Source organism: Acidobacteriota bacterium, assembly GCA_009838525.1.
In the GTDB taxonomy this organism is placed as follows: domain Bacteria; phylum Acidobacteriota; class Vicinamibacteria; order Vicinamibacterales; family UBA8438; genus VXRJ01.
In genome coordinates this window covers 217,034-241,228 of sequence record VXRJ01000018.1, presented here as the reverse complement: position 1 = coordinate 241,228, position 24,195 = coordinate 217,034, and the positions used below count along the sequence as shown (strand labels likewise).

Here is a 24,195-nt window from a genome sequence, read left to right as displayed (position 1 = left end):
CCATTCAAGCGGTTCCGCATCGACCACGGATGGGGATTCTACCGCGCGCACAGCACGGCATGCATTCTCCCGGTGCAACTACCGAAGGCCGCCCGGCCACCCTCGCACCGGTTACGACAACACCGCGCTCATCAGCGTCGCGATCGTGTCCAGTCCGCCCTCGACGTCACCGTCGATCTCCAGCCGGAGACAGCGGCGCCGCCGTTCGGCCAGAACCGCGCAGTCGCCACGCGCCTGGGCATCCTTGACGGCAGCGAAGCCGAGCCGGAAGCCCGGAATCGTCAGGTCGCCACCCTTCTTCTCGCGGACTGTGATGACCAGGAAGTGTCCACTTTCCGGCCCGCCCTTATGCAACTGTCCCGTGGAATGGAGAAAGCGGGGCCCGAAACCGACTGTCGTGGCGGCGCCGGTGGCACGCCGGATGTCGTGGCGAATGCCGTCGAGCAAAGCACGGTGCCGCTCGTTCAGCTCCACGTAAGCCAGAAGCGCCGCATAGTCGCCACGGCGAAGCTGCCGCACGTGCGCCGCGAGCAAACCGTCCAAGGTTGGAGCCCGGCCGGCCGCTCTCCGGAGCGACGTGGCGTACGGACGATCGACCCAGGCAGTCAGTTCGCCCGTCTCGAATGCGTGCCGCGCCACCGGCCCGCCGTCTCCGCGAAGTCCCGCCGCGTCATCTGCACGGTCGGTCAACGCCCGTGTCGCGACCTTGCTCGCCTCGACGTCCGGCTGATCGAACGGGTTGACGCCCATCACGGCGCCAGCGACCGCAGTGGCGAACATCCAGCGAAAACACTCGCCGGTGATGTCCATGGCATCGCGCAGGTCGTAGCGCAACACGGGGTGGCCCGCCGCGGCGAGACGGTCCAGCAACGCCTCGCGTTCATCGTCGTGCTCGGCAGCCAGCCGGAGCGACACGAACAACCGATCGTCGCCATAGGCGGACGGCTCGGCTAGCGCCTCGCCATCGATCGGAATCAGCCCACGGCCCTTCTTGCCGGTCGATTCCGCCACCAACTGCTCGATCCAGGCGCCGAGACCATCAAGCTGGGGAGAGACGTCGAGCGTCAGCTTGTCGCGCCCTGATTGCGCGGCAAGGCCGAGCGCCAGTCCAAGCTGAACGCCCGGATTGTCGTCCGCGAGAGTCTCGGCGCCGCACGCCGCGACCATCGCACGGGCACGGGCCAGCAGTTCGTCCACATCGAGCTTCATGACGGCAGCCGGCACCAGCCCGAAGTACGAGAGCGCCGAGTAGCGTCCACCGATGTTCGCCTCGCCATGGAAGATGGCGCCGAACCCTTCGGACGCGGCCAGGCCGTCGAGCGCCGAACCGGCGTCGGTCACCGCAATGAAGCGTGCCGCGGCGCGAGGGCCGATACGGGCCCGGAGACGGTCGAGAAAATACCGAAGGAAAAGACTCGTCTCAAGTGTGGTGCCTGACTTGCTGGAAACGATGAAGAGCACGCGATCGAGATCGACCGACGACTCGAACGCTCGCACCTGCGACGGATCCGTCGAATCCAGAACGTGGAGATTGAGCCCCGCGCCCCGGCCGAACACGCGGCGCAGCAACTCGGGAAAGAGACTCGATCCTCCCATTCCAAGCAGCGCCGCATCGCCCAGGTCTTCCCGCCGCACGTGTGCCGAGAGGCGGGCAAGTCGCGCTGACTCGGCACCCTCCGGCAGCGGCGGATCGAGCCAGCCGAGCCACTGCCCTTCACCATTTCCGGTCCAGACCGAACCGTCGCGCTCCCACAGCCGTCCAACCCGCCCGGTTGAAGTCCAGTCCTCGCCTTCGCCGGCAATCTCGTCCGCCAGCGCCGGTGGCAGGTCCATCCTGCCGCATCGCTCATCGTGTGCTGTCATGGGTTGTCCCGATGGTGGTTGATTGTAGAATCGCGCGACTCCGACGTCACCCGAGCGGGAAACCGAGCATGGCGGCGAGAGAAATCAAGGGCTCGCTGACGTCCACGCGGTAGGAAACGGCCCCCTCCAGCCGCAACGTGGCGGGCGGCAGGCGGTCGACGGCACGACCGCATCGCTCGCGGACGGTTGTGATCGGAAGGGCCGAATGTAGACGGCAGCCTCTCCGCATTACGGGAGCAAGGAGTGGCGCACCTCTGGCAGGCGGAGCTTCATCCAGACAGCCGATCACGTCGCGCGTCGCGGCACCGTCCGAGCCAGTGACCCGCCATACCTGCTTCCTGCCTGGGAGCGTCGCCTTGTCCTGACTCAGTTTTAGGACCGGTTCGGTGCGACCGGCGCGTTCGATCTCGACCAGTTTGTAGACGCCGCCAAGCGCGGGCGCGTCGGCAACCGTACTCAGAGCGGTACCGACGCCGAAAGCGTCGATCGGCGCTCCCTTCGCCATCAAGTCCGCAATCCGATGTTCGTCCAGATCGCCGCTAGCGAATACTCGTGTCGCGGAAAGACCCGAAGCATCCAGTCGCCTCCGAACTGCCCGGCTGCTTTCCAGCAGATCACCGCTGTCGATCCGGACGGCGGCCGGCGTGAGCCCAGCCTCGACGATTCGATCGACCGCCCGGATCGGACCATAGGTGTCGATCAACAAGATCGCTTGATCGCCATAGAGCCGGGCGAAACGCTCGAATGCCTCCCGCTCGGTGGCATGCATCATCACCCACGAGTGCGCCATCGTGCCCGACAGCAGCAGATCGAAGGCGCGTCCCGCCTCGACGTTCGAGGTTCCCGCACAACCCCCGATGCAGGCAGCCCTAGCAGCTAGGAGTCCCGATTCCAGGCCATGCGCGCGCCGTGTGCCGAACTCGAAGACAGGCCGGTTGGCAGCGGCGCGAACGATCCGCGAGGCGCGGCTGGCGACCGCTGTCTGAAAAAGCACGGTGGCCAGGAGCGCCGTCTCGACAATCTGAGCCTCGATGATCGGGGCGGTCACGCGGATCAGCGGCTCGTTCGGAAAGACCGGCGTTCCCTCCGCGACCGCCCAGACATCGCCCGTGAAACGGCATGACGGCAAGTAGTCGTCGAAGAAACGCGCTGGTGCGCCATGCAGTGTCGGTACCGTCCGGAGGAACTCGACCTCGTCCGCCGTGAAGCGGAACTCTTCCAGGTACGTGAGTGCCTGATCGAGTCCCGCCGCTACCAGGTAGCCTCGCTCCGGCGGCAGTTCCCGCACGAACAACTCGAAGCTGGCGACGGCCCCGACGTCCCCTTCGAAGTAACCTGCCGCCATCGTCAATTGGTACAGGTCGGTGGAGAGTCCGGTCGCCATAGCTAAGCCTTCAGGTCCGTCGCCATCGCGACGGCAGGTGTAATCTACCACCCATGACTGAACGGACCCGACAGGCGCTCCTGGTGGTGGATGTGCAGAACGACTTCTGCTCGGGAGGCGCCCTCGCAGTACCGGGGGGCGACTGCGTGGTCCCGCTCATTAATCGCCTGACGGCGGCTTATGCCTCGGCTGGCGCCTCGATCTTCGCGTCGCGCGACTGGCATCCGGCCGGGTCGTCCCACTTCACGGAAGGCGGCGGGGTATGGCCCGTTCATTGTGTGGCAGGAACCAACGGCGCCGCATTCCATCCGGGACTGGCCCTGCCACCCGAGACTGCGGTGGTCAGCAAGGGAACTGCGCCCGACACCGACGGCTACTCGGCCTTCGAAGGGACGACGGCCTCCGGCGAGCGCCTGGGCCAGGCTCTCGACCTGCACGGAGTCGAACACCTGACGGTCTGCGGGTTGGCGACCGACTACTGCGTTCGGGCGTCGGTTCTCGACGCCTGCCGACAGGGGTTGCGGGTGTCGGTCGTGTCGGACGCCATCGCAGCTGTCAACCTGAATGCGGAAGACGGCCCCCAGGCAATCGAAGAGATGCGCGCCGCCGGCGCGGAGTTCGTCGAAACGGACGCGGCAGTAGCCTCTGTACCCAGCCAGGAGCAAGCTTCCGGCTAGAAGCGAGCTTGCTCCGCGCGCCCGCTAGTTCCCGCTGAGCGGGCTGGGCCCGCCGCGGAACGTCAGCATGTAATCGCGGATGGCTTCCAACTGCGCCTGGCCGTCGGCGTCGAGTTGCGGATAGGGCGACGCCGGGAATTCAGTCCAGAACATCGGCATCCGCGTACCGGGCTGGATCTCCAGTGGGGCTCGGAGCCAATCGATGATCCATTCCGGCTGCAATCGCTCGCGCGCCATCCGCAGGTCCGGCGCCAGATTGTCGGTCGGCTGATCGGCCGGAATGGTATCGAGCACATGGCACTGCTGGCAGCGCAGCAGTTCAAACAGTTCTTCTCCCTCGCGCGGCACGTCGGCAGTAGTCAGCTCCGCGTGCGACCGGAACTCGCCGATAGTGTCGGAGATCGCACCGAAGTAGTCGATCGCCGTGTTCCAGTGCGCGTCGTCCAGATCGAACGTCGGCATGCGGACGTCAAGCCATGGGCGGATCGGGATCGGATTCTGGAAGAACGCGTACATCCAGTCCGGCTGCACCTTGGCGCCCTGAGGCGTCAGCAAGGGCGGCGCGACGGACGGATCGTCCACCAGCTGCACGTAGTCGCCTCCGTCCGCCTCGATCTCGTGGCACGCCACGCAGTTGCGCCGGCGCACGAGGTTGCGCCCTTCGCGCAAGCCGTCGTTCCGCGCGGAACGAGGCACCTGCGCCGCGAGCGGCTGCACGTTCGTCTGGAAGCTCATGATCGCGGTGGAGAATAGTGTCGCCTCTTCCTCGCTCATGCCATAGTTCGGCATCCGCAGCTTCTCGAGCGGCTGCAGGACCCGGTTGCGGTCGAACGAGCGTGGATCCCGCATCTTCTGCTTGAACCAGTCCACCTTGGTATGCGGGATGTCATGGACGAAAGCGAAGTCGAGCCGCGGGAGCAGCTTGGATCCCTCCTCGGAGAGCTCGATCCCGATCGGTTGGGCATCCTCGAATCCGCTGATGTCGTGGCAACTGAAGCAGCCGTAGCGGCCGATCACACGCTGCCCCAACTCGATCTGCTGCTCGTCGGCTGACAACCCGCCCACCAATTCCTGCGCCTCGGCGTTCGGCAGCACCGAACGGACGTAGTCAAGCAGCGTCTCCGTGACGTCCGCCTGGGTGTAGCTGGCCTCCGCCGGGCGGCCGTCCGGACCGGTTAGAGTTGCCAGGTACGTCGCGACGTCAGCCGCCTCCTGATCGGTAAGGCGCAGATCCGGCATGTAGGTATCGCTACTGAAGTGCCGTGGGTCACGCACCCAGTCGAAGAGCCACTCATAGCTCGTCTTGTTGCCGATGTTCTGCAGCGGCTGACCGAACGTGCGGCGCGCACCGGCGGCGAGCCGATTCATGTCCTCGGTGATGTGACACGCCAGGCAGCCGGTCGAGTTGACCAGCTCTTCACCCCTGCCCGCGTCCCCGGACGGCGGCGACGACACGGCGAACGTGTGGTCGCCCGAGTTCGCATAGAGGTACGCAACTACGGCATCGATCTCCACCTCGTTGCGCACCGCATCCTCTGGTGAACTGGTGTTCGAGTTGTACCAGACGCGCGGCATCCAGGTGCTGGGCTTTACGACCCGGGGATCCCGGATCCAGTTCGCCACCCACTCTGGTGTCAGCTTCGCCGAGATCTTCGTCAAGTCCGGACCCGGCTTGCGCAAGTCGGTAAAGCCGGTAGTCGTATGGCAGGCGTAGCACCCGGCCCGCTCATACAGCCCGTAGGCAAGGTTCAGGTTCTCCGCTTCCGGCACGTGCACCGTCTCACGGTGACACTTGGAACACGAAGCCTCGGTCATATCGGTCGGGAGCATCGGATAGTCCCACAGGTGCGGCACTTCCCAACCGTACTGCTCCTCCCACGCGTGCATCTGGTCCTCGCTGCCGGGCGTATGCGATGCGTGGATGAAGCCGATCGACTGCCCCATTCCCTCATGGCAGACAGTGCAACCCACCTGCGCAAGCGGATGCGGCGAGGCACTGCCGACGTAATCGTCGAGATTCGGGTGTGTCCGATATGGCTGCGGATACCCCTCGTAGCCCTCGCGATCGATCGCGATGTGGCAGGAGGTGCATCGGTCCATCTTCTGGAAGCGGATGAAGTTCAGCTCATCGACCACGTTCGGCGTAATCGTCTGCTGCACCGTCAGGCTGGGCGCCATGAAGTCGAGCAGCGGCGCATTCAGCAACACGTCGCCGACGAAGTCGATCTGCAGGTCCGCAACGAGATCGGCGAGCCGTGTCGCCTCCGCCGTCAACTCGCGGATCTCGTTGTCGGCATCCGTCACACCGCCGGTGTACTCGCCGATCTGCGCGCGCAGTGAATCGCGCCGCGCAGTCAGCTCCTCGACCTGGATGCCCAGGTCGACCCACCGCTCGTACATGGCGTCGATCTCGGGACGGACATCCACCGCCTCCTCCGGATGCTCCTCGCGCAACTCCTCGTAGGCGTAGCGCGCAACATCGTAGTCCGCCTTCAGGAAGTTGAACTCCTGGTTCGTCCGATAGAAGTCCGCCTCGACGTCAGCCAGCTGCGCCTCGAGGCCGTCCACCTGCGCCTGGTTCTGTGCCAGTTGCTGCTCGGCTGCCGCGCGCTCGGCGTTGAGCTGCTGCAGCCTCTCCTGATCGATGCCGGCCTGCGCGGCCTGAAGGCTGAGGGAAGTAACGTACTCCTCCAGCAGGACGAAGTTCCGCTGGTAGCCCTTCCACTCCCGATCGAAGTCGTCGAAGACCATCCAGATGGTCGTGAAGAAGAGGAACAGGCTGGACGTCGCAAAGACGACGTTCAGGAAATCGATGTTGTAGGCGTGTCCGATGCTCTTCTTGTCAGGCATAGGTCTCGACTAGATGTTGAAGAAGAACTCCGGTATGGAGACGACGTACTTCAGGTTGATCAACCAGCGGCTCAGCATCTTGATCGGCAGCGACAGCATCATCAGGAAGAGGAACACGCCGACGTAGAAACGCGTCGCCCCCATCTTCTCGTAGTAGCGTTTGAGAACCGTGCGGGCCAGGAGATACGGCACCGCTGTCACGTAAGCGATCGACAGGATGATGCCGACTCCCTCCCGAAGCAGGATATTGTCGGGCAGCGACGTGCCGAGTGCGCGCACCCACAAGTATTCCGACAACTGCACGTTGTTGAGTGCCTCCAGCTTGTGGACATCCCAGTACTCGAACGGTCCGAAGAAGTTCCAGTTCGGCCCGCGGAGGAACGTGCCCAGGACGATGAGTGACGACCAGAGGATGACGAACCCGAACAGGAAGATGGTGATCTCGGCCTTGCGTTCATTGAACGTGTAGTAGCCGTTTCCCTTCGGATTGGTATCGATATAGGGAATCGCCATCAACCCGACGATGATCAGGCTCGGCAGGACGACGCCGGCGAGCCATGGATCGAAGTAGACCAGCATCTCCTGAAGGCCAAGGAAGTACCAGGGCGCCTTCGAAGGGTTGGGTGTGTTGGCGGGGTTGGCCGGCTGCTCGATCGGCGCCTCGAGGACGATCGACCACACGACCAGAATGGCGCTACAGAGCACGAGCGAAATGAGCTCCGTGTAGACGAGATCGGGCCAGACCCACACCCGGTCTGATTCCTGTTTCTCGATCGGATCGTCGCCGGCCGCCATCCGCTGGTCATTCAGGACCGCCTCGCGCATGGAGTACCAGGTGAAGAAGATCACCAGAAAGATGAGGGCAACGATCGGGACGTTGTCCGGCTTCGCGATGATCAGGACGAAGTTCTCGTCTGTCAGTCCGAACAGGAAGAAGACGCCGAGAAAGGCCATCAGGCCGTAGCCGACGGAATTCTTCGCGAAAAGCTCCCGCTTCCAGACGATGAAAACCAACGCCAGCACCGACATGATGAAGAACAGCCGTGGATCGGAAACGAAATTGAAGAATCCCTTAATCGCGTCCATCATGCGTCCCTGCTTCGTGCGTCGCTCTACTCAGATGTGCCCGTCCGCCTAGAGGGGCCCGGAAATGCCGCCGTCCTTTCTGACGCGCCAGAAGTGGACCGCCATCAGGAAACCGATTACCAGGGGGAGCGCCACACAGTGCAGCACGTAGAAACGCAGCAGCGCGCCCTCGCCCACGAATGTGCCGCCAAGCAGCGCGAACCGCGCGTCGTCGGCGGCGTGGACCAACTGCACGTCGCCAATTGCGAGGAAAGCGGCGCCCGGCCCCTCATAGCCGAGGAACGGTGTCGCGCGCGCCATGTTGGCACCGACCGTGATCGCCCAGATCGCCAGCTGATCCCATGGCAGCAGGTAGCCGGTAAACGACAGCAGCAACGTCAACACCAGCATGATGACGCCAACGTTCCAGTTGAACTCGCGCGGCGGCTTGTAGCTGCCCGTCATGAACACGCGGAACATGTGCAACCAGACGGTGATTACCATGGCGTGCGCACCCCAGCGGTGCATCTCGCGCATGATGCCGAGCGGCACGTGCTCACGAAGGCCGACGATGTCCGAGTAGGCGTACTCGAGCGTTGGCCGGTAGTAGAACATCAGCAGCAGGCCGGTGAACGTCAGTACGAGGAAGAGGAAGAAGCTCAGCCCTCCCATGCACCAGGTGTAGCGCAGGCGGACGCCATGCTTCTTGAGTCGGACCGGGTGCAGATGCAGGAAGACGTTCGACAGCATTACCAGCACGCGGTTGCGGTCGTTGATTGGCGCTGCGTGCCGGAAGACCGACCTCCAGATCTGCGTCTCGGTCAGCCAGTTCCAGAAGCGCACCAGCGCGCTTTCCTGCGGATCAATCGTTTTCGCCTTGGCCATGGTTCATTCGTTCGTTTGCGCCATGTCGCGGGAGGCCCGCCTAGACGGAGAGGAATGCCTCCGGGTCGGTCCACTGCCCCAGCTCCTCCTGGAACTTCCGCGCCTTGTCGATCAGGATCTGTCCATCTTCCGCCAGTACGATCCGCGCCCGCTCGAGCGGCCGCGGGGCCGGTCCCTCGAAGTTGATGCCAGTGGGACGGAATCCGCTGCCGTGGCAGGGGCACTTGAACTTGTTCTCCGCAGAGAGCCAGTTCGGCGTGCACCCGAGATGCGTGCAGGTGACGAGCAGCGCGTAGAAGCCGGACGACTCGTGGTAGTCGTCGAACGGCGTCCGGACTACCCACACGCCGAACCGGTCCTTCCACCTTTCGTCCACGCCCTCGGCGTACTCGCCGGGGAAGCCGATAGTGAACTGCTGGGGCGGCTCGTTCAGGACGTTGGGGAACATGAACCGGCCGGTCGCGGCCAGACAACCCGCAGTTGACGCTGTGAAGGCGCCCCAGGCGAGGCCCATCCAGCCCCGGCGACCCATCAGCGGTGACATGTCGTCCGCCGTGCGCGGCACGACCCGGTCGGCCAGACTGGGTGCGCGAACCGCGGGGGCCGGCGCCTTGACCACGGCCGGCTTCGGCGCCGGCTTCTCGCGAAACAGCAGGATCACCAGGATGTGCGCCGCAAACATGGCGATCCCGGTCACGATGACGGCAAGCAGGGGATTCATCCGGTCCGGCTCCTCGTTGACTGATTCAACACGTCCAGGGTCTTGATCGCCACCTCACGGACTCGCAGGTTGGCGTCCGATTCGCTCAACGCCTCGACGGACGGGCGCAACTCGGCCGCTCCGAGCGTCGCTGCTGCCTGCAAGCCGCTCACGATGACCTCGCTCACCGGATCGATGGCTGCCTCCGCCGCTGCGCTGCGCGTCACCATACGAGAAACGTACTCGCGATCCAGCATCCGGCGGAGCACCGTGATCCCGTCGTCCCGGCCATGCCGCGCCAGCGCCACCGCGGCATTCCACTGCACGTCGGCCGCCGGATCATCCAACGCGTTCCGGAGCGTGCCGTGGTCTCCGCTTCCCGGCAGCGTTCCGAGCGCGTAGACGGCCATTTTTCGAACGCCGGCATCGTCCGAGGCGTACATCGCCTCGATATCCGCCACGACACCCACGTCGCCGAGCGAGGCGAGGGCCCAGATGACACTGATCCGGGTTTCGTTGTCCGGGTCGTTCAGCGCGCCCCGCAGTTCGTCCACGGCGTTGATGGGCGGAGCGGCGAGCCTTCCGATCGCCAGCGCCAGGTAACGCCGCAACCGCGGGTCGCCACCATCGGCATCAGTGAAGGCCTGAACGATCGCCGCGCCCAACTCCGGATTCTGTGCTTCGGTTTGCGGATCGGCCAACATCCGGGACAACTCGTACGCCGCCGGCCACCTCCGTTCACGGCCACCTGACTGAACGTCGACCAGTAATTCCTGTGGGGTCCGCTCCGTCGTTACCAGCATGCGAAAGCCGCCGTAAACCAGCACTACCATGCCGACGACGGCGAGTGGGATCAGGAAGAACTGCACTGCCAGCGCGGGGGCCGCGCGCAGCGGATTCACACGTGGGGCATTTTCCTGCTCTACGAGCTTCTGCATCTATGGTGCCGTCAGGGTTGCCCGGCGGTGCGTCCGGGTTGCTGATGGCGTGTCCTCGACACGCGCACCACGAGCGAACCGGCAGGCAATGCAGGGTACTACGGCAGGCGATTTCCGGTCAACCCGACCCCGGGGGCGCGCCCCTGTCCTGAAGCAAGCGCCGGAAGGCGCCAGGCAGTCGTCATTCCCCCAACGATGGGGCCTTGACCGACGGCGCTAGATCCGCGGCAGGGTAACCTGCTGCTGGGCCTGGTACTTACCCTTCTTGTCGGCGTACGACCGCTCGCAGACCTCATCGCTCTGAAAGAAAAGCACCTGTGCAATCCCTTCGTTGGCGTAGATCCGGGCCGGTAGCGGGGTCGTGTTGGAGATCTCCAGGGTCGCCGTCCCCTCCCACTCGGGCTCGAACGGCGTGACGTTGACGATGATGCCGCAACGGGCATAGGTCGACTTTCCCAGGCAGACGGTCAGGACATCGCGCGGGATGCGAAAGTACTCGACGGTGCGAGCCAGCGCGAACGAGTTGGGCGGCACGATGCAGACGTCCGCCTTCAGATCGACAAACGACCGCGAATCGAAGGCCTTCGGGTCGATCACCGTCGTATTGATGTTGGTGAAGACCTTGAATTCGTCCGCCACTCGAATGTCATAGCCGTAGGAGGAGACGCCATAGGAGACGACTCCCTCGCGCACCTGCTCTTCGACGAACGGCTCAATCATGCGGTACTCGAGCGCCATCCGCTTGATCCAGCCATCCGACTTGATGCTCATCCCGTCGTTCCCGCCGTCAACCCAGCTCAATGCCGCGGAAGAAGTAGCCGAGTTCGTACGCCGCTGTGTCGGACGCGTCCGATCCGTGGGTGGCGTTGCGCTCGATCGACGTTCCGAACTGCCGCCGCAGACTGCCCTCCGGCGCCTTAGCCGGATCGGTGGCCCCCATGATGTCGCGCCAGCGCCGTATGGCATTCTCCGCCTCGAGCGCCAGGACAATCGCCGGACCGGACGACATGAAGGTGGTCAGGCTCGTGAAGAAGGGCCTCTCCCGATGAACAGCGTAGAACCCCTCGGCGTCGGGTCGCGAGAGACGAACGAGCCGTATGGCGCGGATCTGCAGCCCCTCCGACTCGATCCGCTTCACGATCGCGCCGATGTGCCCAGCCGCGACAGCGTCCGGCTTGATGATGGCGAGCGTCCGTTCCATGCGGCACGCCCGCTTAGCGGAGGTCCTCCATAATCTCGTCGAGTGCCGCCCGCCCCGGGCGGACACGTGCTTCGGACAGTGTCGCCAGGGGCTCGTCCACCATGTTGAGGGCGGTCAGGAAATCGGTCTTCCGCGGCTCGACATAGATGAGTCCGGTCGCGAACTCCCCGCGACGGCGCGTCTCCTCAAGAACCCTCAGCGCCTGCACCTTGTCGAGCGGGTCGTAGTCCTCGTCCAGCTTTCGGAGGTAAATCCGGGAACCGTCGTGCAGCTCCACCTCCTGCGTGACTCCCGGCTCATAGTCGATCTCGATCTCTTCGAAGTACGGGACGAAGTCCATCTCCTCGAGGGGATCGTCATGGTCCTTGACGTAGGCGTAACTCTTGGTCGAACCCTCGTGATCGTTGAACGTCACGCATGGCGACAGCACGTCCAGCATCGCGGTGCCGCGGTGACTGAGCGCCGCCTTCAGGATCGCGGACAGCTGCTTCTTGTCTCCGGAGAACGAACGGGCGACAAACGACGCTCCGAGCTCGACAGCGAGGGCACAGGTGTCAATCGGCGGCAGATCGTTGACCACGCCGGTCTTCAACGTCGACCCGATATCCGCAGTGGGAGAGAACTGGCCCTTGGTCAGGCCGTAACAACCGTTGTCCTCAATGATGTAGATGATCGGCAGGTTGCGCCGCATCAGATGGACGAACTGGCCGATCCCGATCGCGCCCGTGTCGCCGTCGCCGCTGACGCCAATCGCCACAAGCTTGTGGTTGGCGAGCAGCGCGCCGGTGCCGACCGACGGCATCCGGCCATGCACGGCGTTGAACCCGTGCGCCTGACCAAGAAAATAGGCGGGGCTCTTGCTGGAACAGCCGATGCCCGAAAGCTTGATTACGCGCTCCGGCTGAACCCCCATCTCGTAACAGGCGTTGATGATCCGCTCCGAGATGGCGTTGTGGCCACAGCCGGCGCAAAGCGTTGTCTTCGAGCCGCGGTATGCCTTTGCGTCGAGGCCAATCCGGTTCACCCGCGGCCGCGACGCACGTGATGGTCTGGACTGTTCGGTTGGTGCCGTTGCCACGATCGTTTCTATGCCTCCGTCTAGCCTTCCCGCGCCGAGGTCCCCGGTTCCCGTGCCGCCATGACGATGTTTCCGCCCAACGCCGTGTCCGGTGGGCTACTCGCCTCCGACCCCCGCCTTGTGCGGCAGCCGTGGATGCGGAGTCACGCGCTCGATTCGCAACCCCTCCTGGAGCAGCACGCTGTCGGTGATCGACCTGGCATCGATCGGGAGCCCCGTATAGTGCCGCACGCTGCGGAGGCGCCGAGTCAGCTCCGGAGCCAGTTCGAGCTTCATCAGGCTGAGCATCTGCGCGTCGCGGTTCTGCTCCACGACATACACCCGTTCGTGGCGCTCGATGAACCTCGCGAGCGGCGCGGTCCGGAACGGATAGCCACGGATTCGATAGTACGAAGTCTCAAGGCTCTCCTCGGCGCGCAACTGATCGCGGCTCTCGACCACCGCCCAGTGGCTCGTGCCGTAAGCAACGATGCCGACCGTAGCCTCCTTGCGCTCGTCGTGCTCCGGAGTCGGGATCCAGTTCCGCGCCTGCTCGAACTTCCGCGTCAGCCGATCGATGTTGTTCTGGTAGTCATCCGGCCGCTCGCTGTACTGGGCAAGCTCGTTGTGGCCTGAGCCGCGGCAGAAGTACGCAGGCAGGTGGTCGCCCGGCAGCGTCCGGTACGGGATCCCGTCGCCATCGACATCGCGATAGCGGCCGAACGCGCCGATCCGCTTGAGGGTCTCTTCATCGAGCACCTTTCCCCGGTCGAGAGGCCGGTCCGGGTATTCGAACTGTTCGGACATCCAGGTGTTCATCCCGAGGTCGAGATCGCTCATGACGAAAACCGGCGTCTGGAACCGCTCCGCCAGATCGAAGGCCTCGATCGCCATCTCGTAGCACTCCTTGACCGATGACGGGAAGAGCATCAGGTGGCGCGTGTCACCGTGCGAAAGGAATGCGGTGGAAATGACGTCGCCCTGGGCGGTGCGGGTCGGGAGTCCGGTGGACGGGCCGACGCGCTGGATGTTGAAGATGACCGCCGGCACTTCGCCGTAGTAGGCGAGTCCGGCAAACTCGCCCATGAGCGAGACGCCCGGGCCGCTGGTGGACGTCATCGCCCGCGCGCCGGCCCATCCCGCGCCGATCGCCATCCCAAGTGCCGCGATTTCGTCCTCCGCCTGCACGACGGCGAAAGTCGCCTTGCCCGTCTTCTCGTCGATCCGGTACTTCCGGAGATAGTCGATCAGGGTCTCGCAGAGCGAGGACGAGGGCGTGATGGGGTACCAGGTGACGACGGTGACGCCCGCCATCATCGAGCCGATCGCGGCGGCCGCGTTTCCCTCGATCAGCATCAGATCCTGGGTCTTGTTCAAGGGCGCGACGACGTACGGATCGCGTTTCTCAAAATGCTGCGCGGCGTACTCGAAACCGATCTCGAGCGCCTGTTTGTTGAGCGCGACCGCCTTCGGTTTCCGTCCCAACTGCTTCTGCAGAGCCTCTTCCATTCTGGTGAGGTCGATGTCGAGCAGCTTCGCCAGCACCCCGTCATAGATCATGTTGCGAACGAAGCGCCGGAGCTTCGGGCTGGTCGAAATGCCGGCAACCAGCTTGTCGAACGGGACCGGATAGAAGACGAGGTCGTCGCGCAGAGTATCGAGCGCCAGTGGTTCGTCGTAGACGACGGCGGCGCCCCTCGAGAGAGAGAGCACGTCCTCGTTCGCGGTTTCCCGGTTCATCGCGACCAGAATGTCCACCTGGTCCTTGCGGGCGATGTAGCCATCCTTGTTGGCGCGGATAGTGAACCACGTGGGGAGTCCGGCAATGTTCGACGGGAACAGGTTCTTGCCCGATACTGGGACGCCCATCCTGAAAATGGAGCGCAGGAGCACCAGGTTGGCAGTCTGGCTGCCCGAACCGTTGACGGTGGCTACCTGGATGCTGAAGTCGTTGACGATGCGGCCCTTGCCGCGGACCGCGGGCCGGTCGGCTACTGCGACGTCAGGAAGTGCCATGCTGTGATTCGTGCGCGGGCGTACAGCCTTCAAGTATACAGGATCGCCGGCGCCATCCACGCATCGCACGGCTGTACGGCGGCCGCCGCCCGCGCCACACCGGTCACAGGCCGAGGCGGCGGGCAACGGTTTCGCCGATGCGCGCCGGACTCTCGACGACGCTGACGCCCGCCGCTTCGAGGGCGGACATCTTCTCGACCGCGGTGCCGGCGCCACCGGCAATGATGGCGCCGGCATGTCCCATTCGGCGTCCCGGAGGCGCCGTCCGGCCAGCGACGAAACCGACTACCGGTTTGTCGAAACGTGCGGCGATCCAGGCGGCCGCCTCCTCCTCCGCGGTCCCGCCGATTTCGCCGATCAGCACCACCGCCTCGGTCTCGGAATCCTGCCCGAAGAGCTCGAGCGCCCGGATGAAATCCGTCCCGATCACCGGATCGCCGCCGATGCCGAGACAGGTGGACTGGCCCAGGCCCAGGCGCGTCAATTGATGCATCGCCTCGTAGGTGAGCGTTCCGCTGCGAGAGACGATACCGACCGGGCCGGGCATTCCGATATGTCCGGGGATGATCCCGGCCTTCGCCTTTCCGACCGAGAGGATGCCGGGGCAGTTCGGACCGACCAGGCGCGTGGGGCGACGCGCGAGATACGCCATCACGCGGACCATGTCGAGCGTCGGAATCCCCTCCGTGATACAGACGACCACGCCGATCCCCGCGTCCGCCGCCTCCATGACCGCATCGGCGGCCGCCACCGGTGGGACGAAAATGACCGATACGTCGGCTCCTGTCGCCGCCACCGCCGCAGCGACGGTATCGAACACCGGCCAGCCCTCGTGCGTCGCGCCCCCCTTGCCGGGTGTCACTCCACCCACAACCGTGGTGCCGTAAGCGGCCGCCTGCCGCGCGTGAAACGTCCCTTCGCGGCCGGTCAACCCCTGCACGAGGAGCCGCGTCGTCTCGTCGATCAGAATCGCCATGGTTCGCCGACTCGTGTCATTTCACCCGCCGGCAGCGGCAAGCGCCACGACGCATTCCGCCGCTTCGCCCATCGACGCCGCCGTCGCGAAGTTAAGGCCGCTCTCCTTCAGCATGCGGTTTCCCTGCTCGACGTTCGTGCCCTCCATCCGGATCACCATGGGAAGCGTAACGTCGAGCTCGCGCACGGCGGCAATGACACCCTCGGCGAGAACGTCGCACCGGAGAATGCCGCCGAAGATATTGATGAGCACCGCACGGACGTTCTCGTCGGCAAGCAGCAGACGGAACGCGTTCCGGATCTGATCCGCGTTGGCGCCACCGCCGACGTCCAGGAAGTTCGCCGGTTCGCCCCCCGACAGTTTGATGATGTCCATCGTCGCCATGGCCAGGCCGGCGCCGTTCACCATGCAGCCGATGGTGCCGTCGAGGCGGATGTAGTTGAGCGCGTGCCTCGACGCCTCCACCTCCAGCGGATCCTCCTCGGCGAGGTCGCGCAGTTCGGGAAGGTCGGGATGGCGCGCCAGTGCGCTGTCGTCCAGATTGACCTTGGCGTCGAGGGCCAGGACATCACCGGCGCCGGTAATGACGAGCGGGTTCACCTCGAGCAGCGACGCGTCGACCTGACGGAACACCCGGTCGGCGGCAAGCATCGCGGCCGCGACACTATTTGCCACGCGTCCCGTCAACCCCATCGCGAAGGCGACGCGACGCGCCTGAAACGGCAGCAGGCCCGTAGCGGAATCTATGGCCTCGCGGTGGATCAGTTCCGGCGTGTCCGCCGCCACCTGCTCGATATCCATGCCTCCCGCCGCACTCGCCATCAGCACCGGTCGCGCCAGCGCGCGGTCTATGACCAGGCCGACATACAACTCCTGGGCGATGTCGAGCGCTTCCTCAATCAGCAGCCGTCCGACCGTCCGACCCTCCGGACCGGTCTGGGCGGTGACCAGCGTCATGCCGAGGATCGTCTTCGCGGCCCGTTCGGCTTCCGCCGCATCCCCGACGACCCTTACGCCGCCCCCCTTGCCGCGGCCGCCGGCATGAATCTGCGCCTTGACGACGACCCGGCCTCCCAGGCCTTCGGCGACGCGCCGCGCCTCTGCCTCCGAATGCGCGACGTCACCGCGCGGCACCGGAAGGCCGGCCGCCGCAAACAGTTGCTTTGCCTGGTACTCGTGGATTTTCACGGGCGGCCTGGACCCGCGGCGCGGAAGGCACTGTCCCGCGCCACGCACGGTGAGGCTACATGTTGATGATCTGCACCAACTCCTGCACGGCGGAAGCCGACTTCTGCAGTGCAGCCGATTCGTCGGCGGTCAGCTCGATCTGAACGATTTCCTCAAGGCCATTCGCACCCAACTTGCACGGAACACCTACGAAGAGGTCGCTGATGCCGTACTCGCCCTGGAGGAAGACGGAACAGGGAAGAACCTTCTTCTTGTCCTTCAGGATCGACTCGACCATCTCGACGACGGCGGAGCCGGGCGCATAGTAGGCGGAACCGGTGCCGAGCAGCTTGACTATCTCCGCGCCCCCGTGGGCGGTCCGCTGCACGATCGCGTCGACCGTCGCCGCGTCGAGCAGCTCGGTGATCGGGATCCCGGCAACCGTCGAGTAGCGCGGCAACGGCACCATGGTGTCGCCGTGTCCCCCGAGAACGAACGCGTGCGTATTCTCCACCGACACGTCGAGCGCCTCCGCGATGAACGCGCGCATCCGCGCCGAGTCGAGTACGCCCGCCATTCCGATGACCCGTTCGCGCGGCAACCCGCTGACCCGATAGACGACCTGCGCCATCGCGTCGAGCGGGTTGGTCACCGGTATGACGATACAGCCGGGCGAATGCTTCATCACCTCTTCGGTGACGCTCCGGATGATGCTGGTGTTCTTCTGCAGCAGATCGTCGCGGCTCATGCCCGGCTTGCGCGCCAGACCGGCGGTGATGACCACGATGTCGGAACCGGCGGTGTCGGCGTAGTCATTAGTGCCGAGAACCCGCGCGTCCGACCCCTCGACGGGGCACGCCTCGAGCATGTCGAGCCCCTTCCCCTGAGGTATGCCCTCGAGGATATCGAGGATGACTACGTCGGCGAGTTCCTTGTCCGCGATGCTCCGGGCGGCAGTCGCGCCAACGTTGCCCGACCCAATGACCGATACCTTCCGATTCATCTCTGCTGCTGCTCCGTTCCGTTGCGCCGAGGTCGATCCCGGCTACTACATGTTGGCGATTATGGCGTCGGCGAACTCCGACGTCTTCAGCTTCGTCGCGCCCTCCATGAGGCGCTCCAGATCATACGTGACCGTCTTCGCCCGAATGCATCGTTCGATCCCGGCTTCGATGAGGTCAGCCACCTCGTTCCACTGCAGGTAACGGAACATCATCGCGCCGGACAGGATGACCGAACTGGGGTTGATGACGTCCCGGTCGGCGTACTTGGGCGCGGTGCCGTGGGTCGCCTCGAAGAAGCCCACTTCGTCCCCGATGTTCGCCCCGGGAGCCAATCCAAGTCCGCCCACCTGGGCGGCGCAGGCATCCGAAAGATAGTCGCCGTTCAGGTTGGTGGTGGCGATGACGTCGTACTCCGAAGTGCGGGTCAGAATCTGCTGCAGCATGCTGTCGGCGATTCGATCCTTGATGACGACCTTGCCGTCCGCATCCCCGTCGTCCCACTCGCCGATGGTCCGCTCGCCGTACTCTTCCTTCGCCAGCTCGTACCCCCAGTCCCGGAATGCCCCCTCGGTGAACTTCATGATGTTCCCCTTGTGGACCAGCGTCACGCTCTTCCGGTTGTTGTCTATCGCGTAGCGGATCGCCATGCGAATAAGACGCTTGCTGCCGGTGATCGAAATCGGCTTGAGACCGATGCCGGAGTCGGGACGGATCTTCTTGCCGAACTTCGTGCCGAAGTAGTCGATGATGTCATGGGCCGCCCGGGAGCCCTGCTCCCACTCCATGCCGGCATAGACGTCCTCGGTGTTCTCCCGGAAGATCACGACGTCCATGTGATGCGGATTGCGGACGGGTGACGGCGTACCGGTGAAATAACGGACCGGTCGCACGCACGCGTAGAGGTCGAGGATCTGACGGATCGAGACGTTGAGGCTGCGAATCCCACCGCCCACCGGAGTTGTGAGCGGACCCTTGATCGCCACTCGATAGGTGCGCGCCGCCTCGATCGTGTCCGTCGGGAGCCACTCGCCCGTCTGTTCGCGAGCCTTCTCGCCCGCCAGCACCTCGAACCATACGACGCGCTTCCGCTTGCCGTAGGCCTTGGCGACGGCTGCGTCGAAGACGCGGACGGACGCCTTCCAGATGTCCCGGCCCGTGCCGTCTCCCTCTATGAACGGAATAATCGGATCGTCCGGAACGACGAGCGCGCCGTCGCGGGATGTTATGCCGGTCCCCTCGGTGGGGGGCGTCACGTGTTTGAACGTTGCCATTGCCGCCTGCTGCTCCAACCTCGCACAGAATCTTCAACAGAAACTGTGGAAAACCTTGTGGAAGACTGCCCCATCAGATGCTCTCAAGCCGCGTCGACCGGACCGTTCGAGCGACTTGCACCATCGTGATGCGCTGCCCGCCCCGTGGCGCCGCGGCGAAGCTGCAGGCACCCTGTGCCGCCCCCCCGCCACAACGAAAAACGGGGGATTATACTGTACGGGTCGTTCGAGCAGGTTTCACGCACTCATTCGTCCATTCGCTGCGCCTGCGGCAGCCGCCCGGGCCAGCAGCGCCCGCAACATCGCCTCAGATCACGTCCAATGAAGATTGTCATTCCCGAACCGCTCCCCCCCTCGGCCATAGCGATGCTCGAAGCGGAAGGCTGGAGCGTTGACGCGCGCGAGGGACGTTCCGCAGCGACGCTGTCCAGCCACGTATCCGATGCCGACGGGCTGATCGTGCGCGGTGGGACGAAGGTGACCGCGGACCTGATCGCCGCGGCGCCGAAACTGCGCGTGATCGCGCGCGCCGGGACGGGTGTGGATAACGTCGACCTGGAGGCGGCCAGCGCACGCGGGATCCTGGTGTTGAACGCCCCCGGCGCCAACAGCATCAGTGTGGCGGAACACGCCTGGGCGCTGATGCTTGCCTCGGCTCGATCCATCACCCGTGCCGACGCGGACATGAAGGCGGGCCGGTGGTCCAAGCGGACGTTCCAGGGCGCCGAGCTGCGCGGGAAGATCCTTGGGGTCGTGGGGTTGGGCAGGATCGGACGGGAGGTGGTCAGGCGCGCACGAGCGTTCGACATGACAGTCATCGCGCACGATCCGTTCGTTGCCGCACAGGTGGCGTCCGACCTGGGAATCGAGTTGGCTCCTCTCGAGTCGCTCGTGGCGCAGTCCGACTTCATCACTTTCCATCTGCCGTCGACGGAGGCGACGCGTGGAATGGTGAGCCGTGAGCTGCTCGCACGGTGCAAGCCGGGCGCGCGCATCATCAACACGGCGCGCGGGGACCTCCTGGACGAAGCGGCGCTGACCGAGGCCATCGAGGAAGGGCGCATCGGTGGTGCCGCGCTCGACGTCTTTCGTGAAGAACCGCCATCGGAAACGACCCTGACCGGGCGGCCGGACGTGGTAGCCACGCCACACATCGGAGCGGCGACCGCCGAAGCCCAGGAACTCGTCAGCGTCGAAGCGGTGACCAGCGTGCGGGAGTACCTCCGGGCGGGGGTCGTACGGAACGCCGTCAACTATCCGTCGGTCAACGCAGAGGAATTCCAGCAACTCCAGCCGTATCTCGTGCTGACCGAGAGAATGGGCCGGCTTCTGGCACAGCTCTCGGGCGGACGTGTGAGCGGCATCGGGCTCCGGTACTACGGAGCGTTGGCGGACGAATCGCACGAAATGCTGGTCGGATCGGCGCTGATTGGTCTCTTCCGGGAAGTACTGTCGACCAACGTGACGCTGGTGAATGCCCGTTCGGTCGCCGAGCAGCGCGGACTCGACGTGGTCGAGTCACGCAGTTCGCGCCCGCGGAACTTCACCAGCCTGGTCTCCCTGAAACTCCACGCCGACGGACGCGAGTACTGGGCGGAGGGAGCCGTTTTCGAGCCGGATCAGCCCCGGCTCGTTCGACTGGACGGCGTCGAGGTGGAGGCGCCGCTCGACGAAGGGACGATGATCGTGATCCGGAACAACGATCAACCGGGCGTTATCGGCGAAGTCGGGACGATTCTGGGACGGCACGGGATCAACATCTCCACCTTCGCGCTCGGAAGGCACGACGCGGGTGCGATCGGTGTAGTGCGCGTGGGGCTGGGCAACGCCAGCGCCGATTCGGACGAACCGAACGTGAACGACGCCGTGCTAGAAGAGATTCGCCGCGCGGCGGCCGTCTGGTCGGCTGATTTGGTACGGCTCTAGCAGCTAGGGCAGATCGAGCCGGCGCGTCGCGCCGGAAGTGTCCTCCAGCATGACGCTCGCGTCGGTCACGGAAACGACACGCCAGTTGCCAGGCAGGCTGTCACCCGCACGGACGAGCAGGGCGTCACCGGTGCGCGCGGTCAATATCGCGGTGCGTTCCATTCCGCCGGCGCTAGCGTTCGTGGCGGCAATCCCGGAGAGCACCAGGCCGAACCGGTCGACGGGCGCGGCGCGCAACATGACACTCGGGCCAGCCTGCCCTACCGTCGGCTCGGATGATGCCGTGCCGTGCGCGGTTGCGGCATCAGGAGCCTCGGGACCAAACGCGAAGGGGTTCCGAGTCCCGATGCGAGGGGAGTCAGCCCTCTCCAATCGTTGCCGCAACTGCGCCATCGACGCAGTCAGGCTCGGCACCTGGTCGAGTCGGGCGACCGCGGCGGCAACCGACGCGGGTGGCGGAGCAGGAGCCATGCTTCCCGGAACCGGCACGTCGCCGCGACGCGCCATCGTGGCGGCAGCGAGCCACAAGGTAACAAACGCACTTCCGACAACGAGCAGGCCAATGCGCCAGGAGGACATCGCTGAACCGTCTCTCTGCAGGCTAGACTAACGTACTCCCGCACCGGCCGGCGGACGCCTGCACGTCCCTGCACGCATTGGCATGCCGTGTGCTATTCTTCACCGTGCACCCTGCGGCGGCGGCGGCACAGTCCACCGGACCCGCACCCCTTGTCTCGGTAACCGCTATCATCCCGGCCCGTTTCGACTCGAGCCGTCTGCCCGGCAAGCCGCTGGCCGACATCTGCGGTCGACCCATGATCGAGCATGTCTACCGTCGCGCCTCGGCAGCCACCAGGATCGACAGGGTAATCGTCGCGACGGACGATCCGCGCATCCTGGACACGGTCCGGTCCTTCGGCGGCGAGGCGCGGATGACCCGGCGCGATCACCCGACCGGCAGCGACCGGCTCGCGGAGGTGGCGCGCGAGCTCGACGTTCCGCTCGTCGTCAACGTGCAGGGCGACGAACCGTTAGTCGACCCCACGTTGATAGACCGTATGGTCAGCAAGCTGGCGGGTGACCCGACCCTGGGCATCGCCACCGCCTGCTGCCCCGTCAGCGACGCGGCGGAGCATGCCAGCCCACACGTAGTGAAGGTCGTGACCGACGGGAGGGGCGATGCGCTCTACTTCTCGCGGGCGCCAATCCCCCACCGGGCCGACGCTCCCCGGAACGAACCGCCCTTCGGTTGGAAGCATATCGGCCTGTACGCCTATCGACACGCGGCGCTGCTGGCGCTGGCCGCCACACCGCCCACCGCGCTCGAGCGAACCGAGCAGCTCGAGCAGTTGCGCGCGCTGGAGACGGGCGTCCGGATCGGAGTCGTGCAAACAGACTCCGTCCCGGTCGGCGTCGACACACCGGAAGATCTGGAACAGGTCCGTCGCCTGATGTCCACCGGAGGCGACGGCATCTCCAGCAGCATCACATCCGGCACACGTTTGGAACCGCGACGCCGATGATGCCTCCAACGCAAGATCCGCCAGTCACCGATACCGGTCGTCCCGTCAAGTACATCTTCATCACCGGCGGGGTTGTCTCGTCGCTCGGCAAGGGCCTCGCCGCCGCATCCATCGGCGCCCTGCTCGAGGGGCACGGCTATCGCGTCACGCTGCAGAAGTTCGATCCTTACGTCAACGTCGATCCGGGAACGATGAGCCCGTACCAGCACGGTGAAGTGTTCGTTACGTCGGACGGCGCGGAAACCGACCTCGACCTGGGCCACTACGAACGCTTTACCAACACCCTGACGACACGCAACCACAACTGGACCACCGGCAAGATCTACCTGTCGGTCATCGAGAAGGAGCGGCGCGGCGACTATCTCGGCGGTACCGTGCAGGTCATTCCCCACGTGACGAACGAGATCAAGAGAGCGATGCAGATCGTCGCACAAGGCGGAAACGTCGACGTTGTCCTGATCGAAGTGGGCGGCACGGTGGGCGACATCGAGAGCCAACCGTTCATCGAGGCGATCCGGCAGCTCCGGCAGGATCTCGGGCGCGAAAACACGCTCTACGTCCACCTCACGCTGGTGCCGTTCATCGGCGCGGCGGGCGAACTGAAGACGAAACCGACGCAGCACAGCGTACGCGACCTCCGTTCGATGGGCATCCATCCCGACATCCTGCTCTGCCGGACCGACCGGCTGCTGCCGCGGGAGATCCGGCAGAAAATCGCCCTGTTCTGCGATGTCGACGAGGAAGCTGTGATTACAGCGAAGGATGTCGAGAGCATCTACGAGGTGCCCCTCGTGCTCTCCGGCGAGGGGCTCGACCGGATCGTGCTGAAGCAGATCGGCCTCCCCGACACGACGCGGAACATGGCGACGTGGGAACAGTTGGTCGAGCGGATCCGGAACCCATCCGACGAGGTCACGATCCATATCGTCGGCAAGTACGTCGGCTACGAGGACTCGTACAAGAGCCTGAACGAAGCGTTGTCGCACGCCAGCTTCCTTCACAGGCTCAACCTCCGGATCCAATGGACCGACGCCGAGGAGCTGGAATCGGCTGACGACGAGCTTGGGCTGGCCGATGCGGACGGCATCCTCGTGCCGGGAGGATTCGGCGACCGGGGAACGCGCGGGATGATGCGCGCGGCGCAGGTGGCGCGTGAACAGCAGATTCCCTACCTGGGCATCTGTTACGGGTTTCAGTGGGCGGCGGTCGAGTTCGCGCGTCACGTGTGCGGCCTCGACGATGCCGATTCGACCGAGTGCAACGCGCAAACGCCGCACAACGTCATCTACAAGCTCCGGGACCTGCTGGGCGTCGACGAGCTGGGCGGAACGATGCGCCTCGGCAGCTATCCGTGCGAGTTGCGGGCCGGCACGAAGGCCTACGCGGCGTACGGCCGAACGACGATTCACGAGCGTCACCGGCACCGCTACGAGTTCAACCGCGCCTACGAGGATCGGCTCTCGGCGGCGGGTCTGGTTTTCGCCGGACGTTCCCCCGACGGGAAGTTCATCGAGGCAATCGAGTTGCCCCGGCATCCCTGGTTCGTTGCGGTGCAGTACCACCCGGAGTTCCAGTCGAAACCGCACTCCCCACACCCGCTGTTCTCGCAGTTCGTACGGGCGGCCCACGAGCACGACGTGTCGGTCCGGGCCGGCGCGGCCGCGTCGATTGCCTGATCCGGCGGCGCTCCCC

Annotated in this window: 20 protein-coding genes; 4 read left to right on the top strand and 16 right to left on the bottom strand. The window is 65.0% G+C overall.

All coding sequences use genetic code 11. The annotated features are described in order from the left end of the window. Nucleotides 1-111: 111 nt before the first annotated feature. Together F4Y45_06975 and F4Y45_06970 are read right to left on the bottom strand one after the other, a co-directional pair. A complete protein-coding gene (locus F4Y45_06975; protein ID MXY24251.1) occupies nt 112-1,863 on the bottom strand; it encodes a transaldolase in 1,752 nt (583 codons plus the stop codon). Nucleotides 1,864-1,909: 46 nt separating this feature from the next. Next, entirely contained in the window at nt 1,910-3,247 is a 1,338-nt protein-coding gene (locus F4Y45_06970) for a nicotinate phosphoribosyltransferase (protein MXY24250.1), read from the bottom strand. Between the two features lie 53 nt (nt 3,248-3,300). Here F4Y45_06970 and F4Y45_06965 point away from each other — a divergent pair, with 53 nt between their 5' ends. Then, a complete protein-coding gene (locus F4Y45_06965; GenBank protein MXY24249.1) occupies nt 3,301-3,924 on the top strand; it encodes a nicotinamidase in 624 nt (207 codons plus the stop codon). A gap of 24 nt (nt 3,925-3,948) precedes the next feature. Here the strand turns inward: F4Y45_06965 and F4Y45_06960 are convergent, their stop codons facing one another. From F4Y45_06960 to icd, 13 genes are all read right to left on the bottom strand, one after another. Then, on the bottom strand, nt 3,949-6,774 hold the full coding sequence (locus F4Y45_06960; protein ID MXY24248.1) for a c-type cytochrome: 2,826 nt from the start codon (nt 6,772-6,774) through the stop codon (nt 3,949-3,951). A 9-nt stretch (nt 6,775-6,783) separates the two neighbouring features. Then, a complete protein-coding gene (locus F4Y45_06955) occupies nt 6,784-7,599 on the bottom strand; it encodes a cytochrome C (GenBank protein ID MXY24247.1) in 816 nt (271 codons plus the stop codon). Nucleotides 7,600-7,908: 309 nt separating this feature from the next. Then, the gene (locus F4Y45_06950) at nt 7,909-8,724 is read right to left on the bottom strand and encodes a DUF4405 domain-containing protein (GenBank protein MXY24246.1); all 816 of its coding nucleotides are present in this window, start codon (nt 8,722-8,724) and stop codon (nt 7,909-7,911) included. 40 nt (nt 8,725-8,764) lie between these two features. Then, nucleotides 8,765-9,268 carry a ubiquinol-cytochrome c reductase iron-sulfur subunit gene (locus F4Y45_06945; protein ID MXY24245.1) on the bottom strand — a complete coding sequence of 168 codons (504 nt, stop codon included), beginning with the start codon at nt 9,266-9,268 and terminating at the stop codon, nt 8,765-8,767. Between the two features lie 173 nt (nt 9,269-9,441). Continuing rightward, entirely contained in the window at nt 9,442-10,362 is a 921-nt protein-coding gene (locus F4Y45_06940; protein MXY24244.1) for a HEAT repeat domain-containing protein, read from the bottom strand. A gap of 216 nt (nt 10,363-10,578) precedes the next feature. After that, nucleotides 10,579-11,133 carry a dCTP deaminase gene (locus F4Y45_06935; protein MXY24243.1) on the bottom strand — a complete coding sequence of 185 codons (555 nt, stop codon included), beginning with the start codon at nt 11,131-11,133 and terminating at the stop codon, nt 10,579-10,581. A gap of 16 nt (nt 11,134-11,149) precedes the next feature. Continuing rightward, nucleotides 11,150-11,563, bottom strand: coding sequence for a nucleoside-diphosphate kinase (locus tag F4Y45_06930; protein ID MXY24242.1), 414 nt, complete (start codon nt 11,561-11,563; stop codon nt 11,150-11,152). 13 nt (nt 11,564-11,576) lie between these two features. Then, nucleotides 11,577-12,641, bottom strand: a complete 1,065-nt coding sequence (locus F4Y45_06925) for a 2-oxoacid:ferredoxin oxidoreductase subunit beta (GenBank protein ID MXY24241.1) — start codon at nt 12,639-12,641, stop codon at nt 11,577-11,579. Nucleotides 12,642-12,737: 96 nt separating this feature from the next. Continuing rightward, nucleotides 12,738-14,636 carry a 2-oxoacid:acceptor oxidoreductase subunit alpha gene (locus F4Y45_06920; GenBank protein ID MXY24240.1) on the bottom strand — a complete coding sequence of 633 codons (1,899 nt, stop codon included), beginning with the start codon at nt 14,634-14,636 and terminating at the stop codon, nt 12,738-12,740. A 103-nt stretch (nt 14,637-14,739) separates the two neighbouring features. Beyond that, nucleotides 14,740-15,612, bottom strand: coding sequence for a succinate--CoA ligase subunit alpha (sucD, locus tag F4Y45_06915; GenBank protein MXY24239.1), 873 nt, complete (start codon nt 15,610-15,612; stop codon nt 14,740-14,742). A 21-nt stretch (nt 15,613-15,633) separates the two neighbouring features. Continuing rightward, the gene (sucC, locus tag F4Y45_06910) at nt 15,634-16,800 is read right to left on the bottom strand and encodes an ADP-forming succinate--CoA ligase subunit beta (protein MXY24238.1); all 1,167 of its coding nucleotides are present in this window, start codon (nt 16,798-16,800) and stop codon (nt 15,634-15,636) included. A gap of 55 nt (nt 16,801-16,855) precedes the next feature. Further along, entirely contained in the window at nt 16,856-17,782 is a 927-nt protein-coding gene (mdh, locus tag F4Y45_06905) for a malate dehydrogenase (protein ID MXY24237.1), read from the bottom strand. A gap of 45 nt (nt 17,783-17,827) precedes the next feature. Next, nucleotides 17,828-19,054, bottom strand: a complete 1,227-nt coding sequence (gene icd, locus F4Y45_06900; GenBank protein MXY24236.1) for an isocitrate dehydrogenase (NADP(+)) — start codon at nt 19,052-19,054, stop codon at nt 17,828-17,830. Between the two features lie 321 nt (nt 19,055-19,375). Here icd and F4Y45_06895 point away from each other — a divergent pair, with 321 nt between their 5' ends. Beyond that, the gene (locus F4Y45_06895; protein ID MXY24235.1) at nt 19,376-20,980 is read left to right on the top strand and encodes a phosphoglycerate dehydrogenase; all 1,605 of its coding nucleotides are present in this window, start codon (nt 19,376-19,378) and stop codon (nt 20,978-20,980) included. A 3-nt stretch (nt 20,981-20,983) separates the two neighbouring features. Here the strand turns inward: F4Y45_06895 and F4Y45_06890 are convergent, their stop codons facing one another. Beyond that, nucleotides 20,984-21,559, bottom strand: coding sequence for a hypothetical protein (locus F4Y45_06890; GenBank protein ID MXY24234.1), 576 nt, complete (start codon nt 21,557-21,559; stop codon nt 20,984-20,986). 104 nt (nt 21,560-21,663) lie between these two features. Between F4Y45_06890 and kdsB the strand changes: the two genes are divergently transcribed. Together kdsB and F4Y45_06880 are read left to right on the top strand one after the other, a co-directional pair. Beyond that, the gene (kdsB, locus tag F4Y45_06885) at nt 21,664-22,503 is read left to right on the top strand and encodes a 3-deoxy-manno-octulosonate cytidylyltransferase (protein MXY24233.1); all 840 of its coding nucleotides are present in this window, start codon (nt 21,664-21,666) and stop codon (nt 22,501-22,503) included. Then, entirely contained in the window at nt 22,503-24,179 is a 1,677-nt protein-coding gene (locus F4Y45_06880) for a CTP synthase (protein ID MXY24232.1), read from the top strand. The genes kdsB and F4Y45_06880 overlap by 1 nt, the downstream gene beginning before the upstream one ends. Nucleotides 24,180-24,195: the final 16 nt, after the last annotated feature.

Bases quoted from the DNA above. Each gene is read 5' to 3' on its own strand.
- F4Y45_06965 (MXY24249.1), top strand. From the start codon at position 3,301: ATGACTGAACGGACCCGACAGGCGCTCCTGGTGGTGGATGTGCAGAAC.
- F4Y45_06920 (MXY24240.1), bottom strand. From the start codon at position 14,636: ATGGCACTTCCTGACGTCGCAGTAGCCGACCGGCCCGCGGTCCGCGGC.
- F4Y45_06935 (MXY24243.1), bottom strand. From the start codon at position 11,133: ATGAGCATCAAGTCGGATGGCTGGATCAAGCGGATGGCGCTCGAGTAC.
- F4Y45_06950 (MXY24246.1), bottom strand. From the start codon at position 8,724: ATGGCCAAGGCGAAAACGATTGATCCGCAGGAAAGCGCGCTGGTGCGC.
- icd (MXY24236.1), bottom strand. From the start codon at position 19,054: ATGGCAACGTTCAAACACGTGACGCCCCCCACCGAGGGGACCGGCATA.
- F4Y45_06940 (MXY24244.1), bottom strand. From the start codon at position 10,362: ATGCAGAAGCTCGTAGAGCAGGAAAATGCCCCACGTGTGAATCCGCTG.
- F4Y45_06880 (MXY24232.1), top strand. From the start codon at position 22,503: ATGCCTCCAACGCAAGATCCGCCAGTCACCGATACCGGTCGTCCCGTC.
- F4Y45_06960 (MXY24248.1), bottom strand. From the start codon at position 6,774: ATGCCTGACAAGAAGAGCATCGGACACGCCTACAACATCGATTTCCTG.
- F4Y45_06955 (MXY24247.1), bottom strand. From the start codon at position 7,599: ATGCGCGAGGCGGTCCTGAATGACCAGCGGATGGCGGCCGGCGACGAT.
- F4Y45_06970 (MXY24250.1), bottom strand. From the start codon at position 3,247: ATGGCGACCGGACTCTCCACCGACCTGTACCAATTGACGATGGCGGCA.
- sucD (MXY24239.1), bottom strand. From the start codon at position 15,612: ATGGCGATTCTGATCGACGAGACGACGCGGCTCCTCGTGCAGGGGTTG.
- mdh (MXY24237.1), bottom strand. From the start codon at position 17,782: ATGAATCGGAAGGTATCGGTCATTGGGTCGGGCAACGTTGGCGCGACT.
- F4Y45_06895 (MXY24235.1), top strand. From the start codon at position 19,376: ATGAAGATTGTCATTCCCGAACCGCTCCCCCCCTCGGCCATAGCGATG.
- F4Y45_06930 (MXY24242.1), bottom strand. From the start codon at position 11,563: ATGGAACGGACGCTCGCCATCATCAAGCCGGACGCTGTCGCGGCTGGG.
- F4Y45_06890 (MXY24234.1), bottom strand. From the start codon at position 21,559: ATGTCCTCCTGGCGCATTGGCCTGCTCGTTGTCGGAAGTGCGTTTGTT.
- F4Y45_06945 (MXY24245.1), bottom strand. From the start codon at position 9,268: ATGTCACCGCTGATGGGTCGCCGGGGCTGGATGGGCCTCGCCTGGGGC.
- F4Y45_06975 (MXY24251.1), bottom strand. From the start codon at position 1,863: ATGACAGCACACGATGAGCGATGCGGCAGGATGGACCTGCCACCGGCG.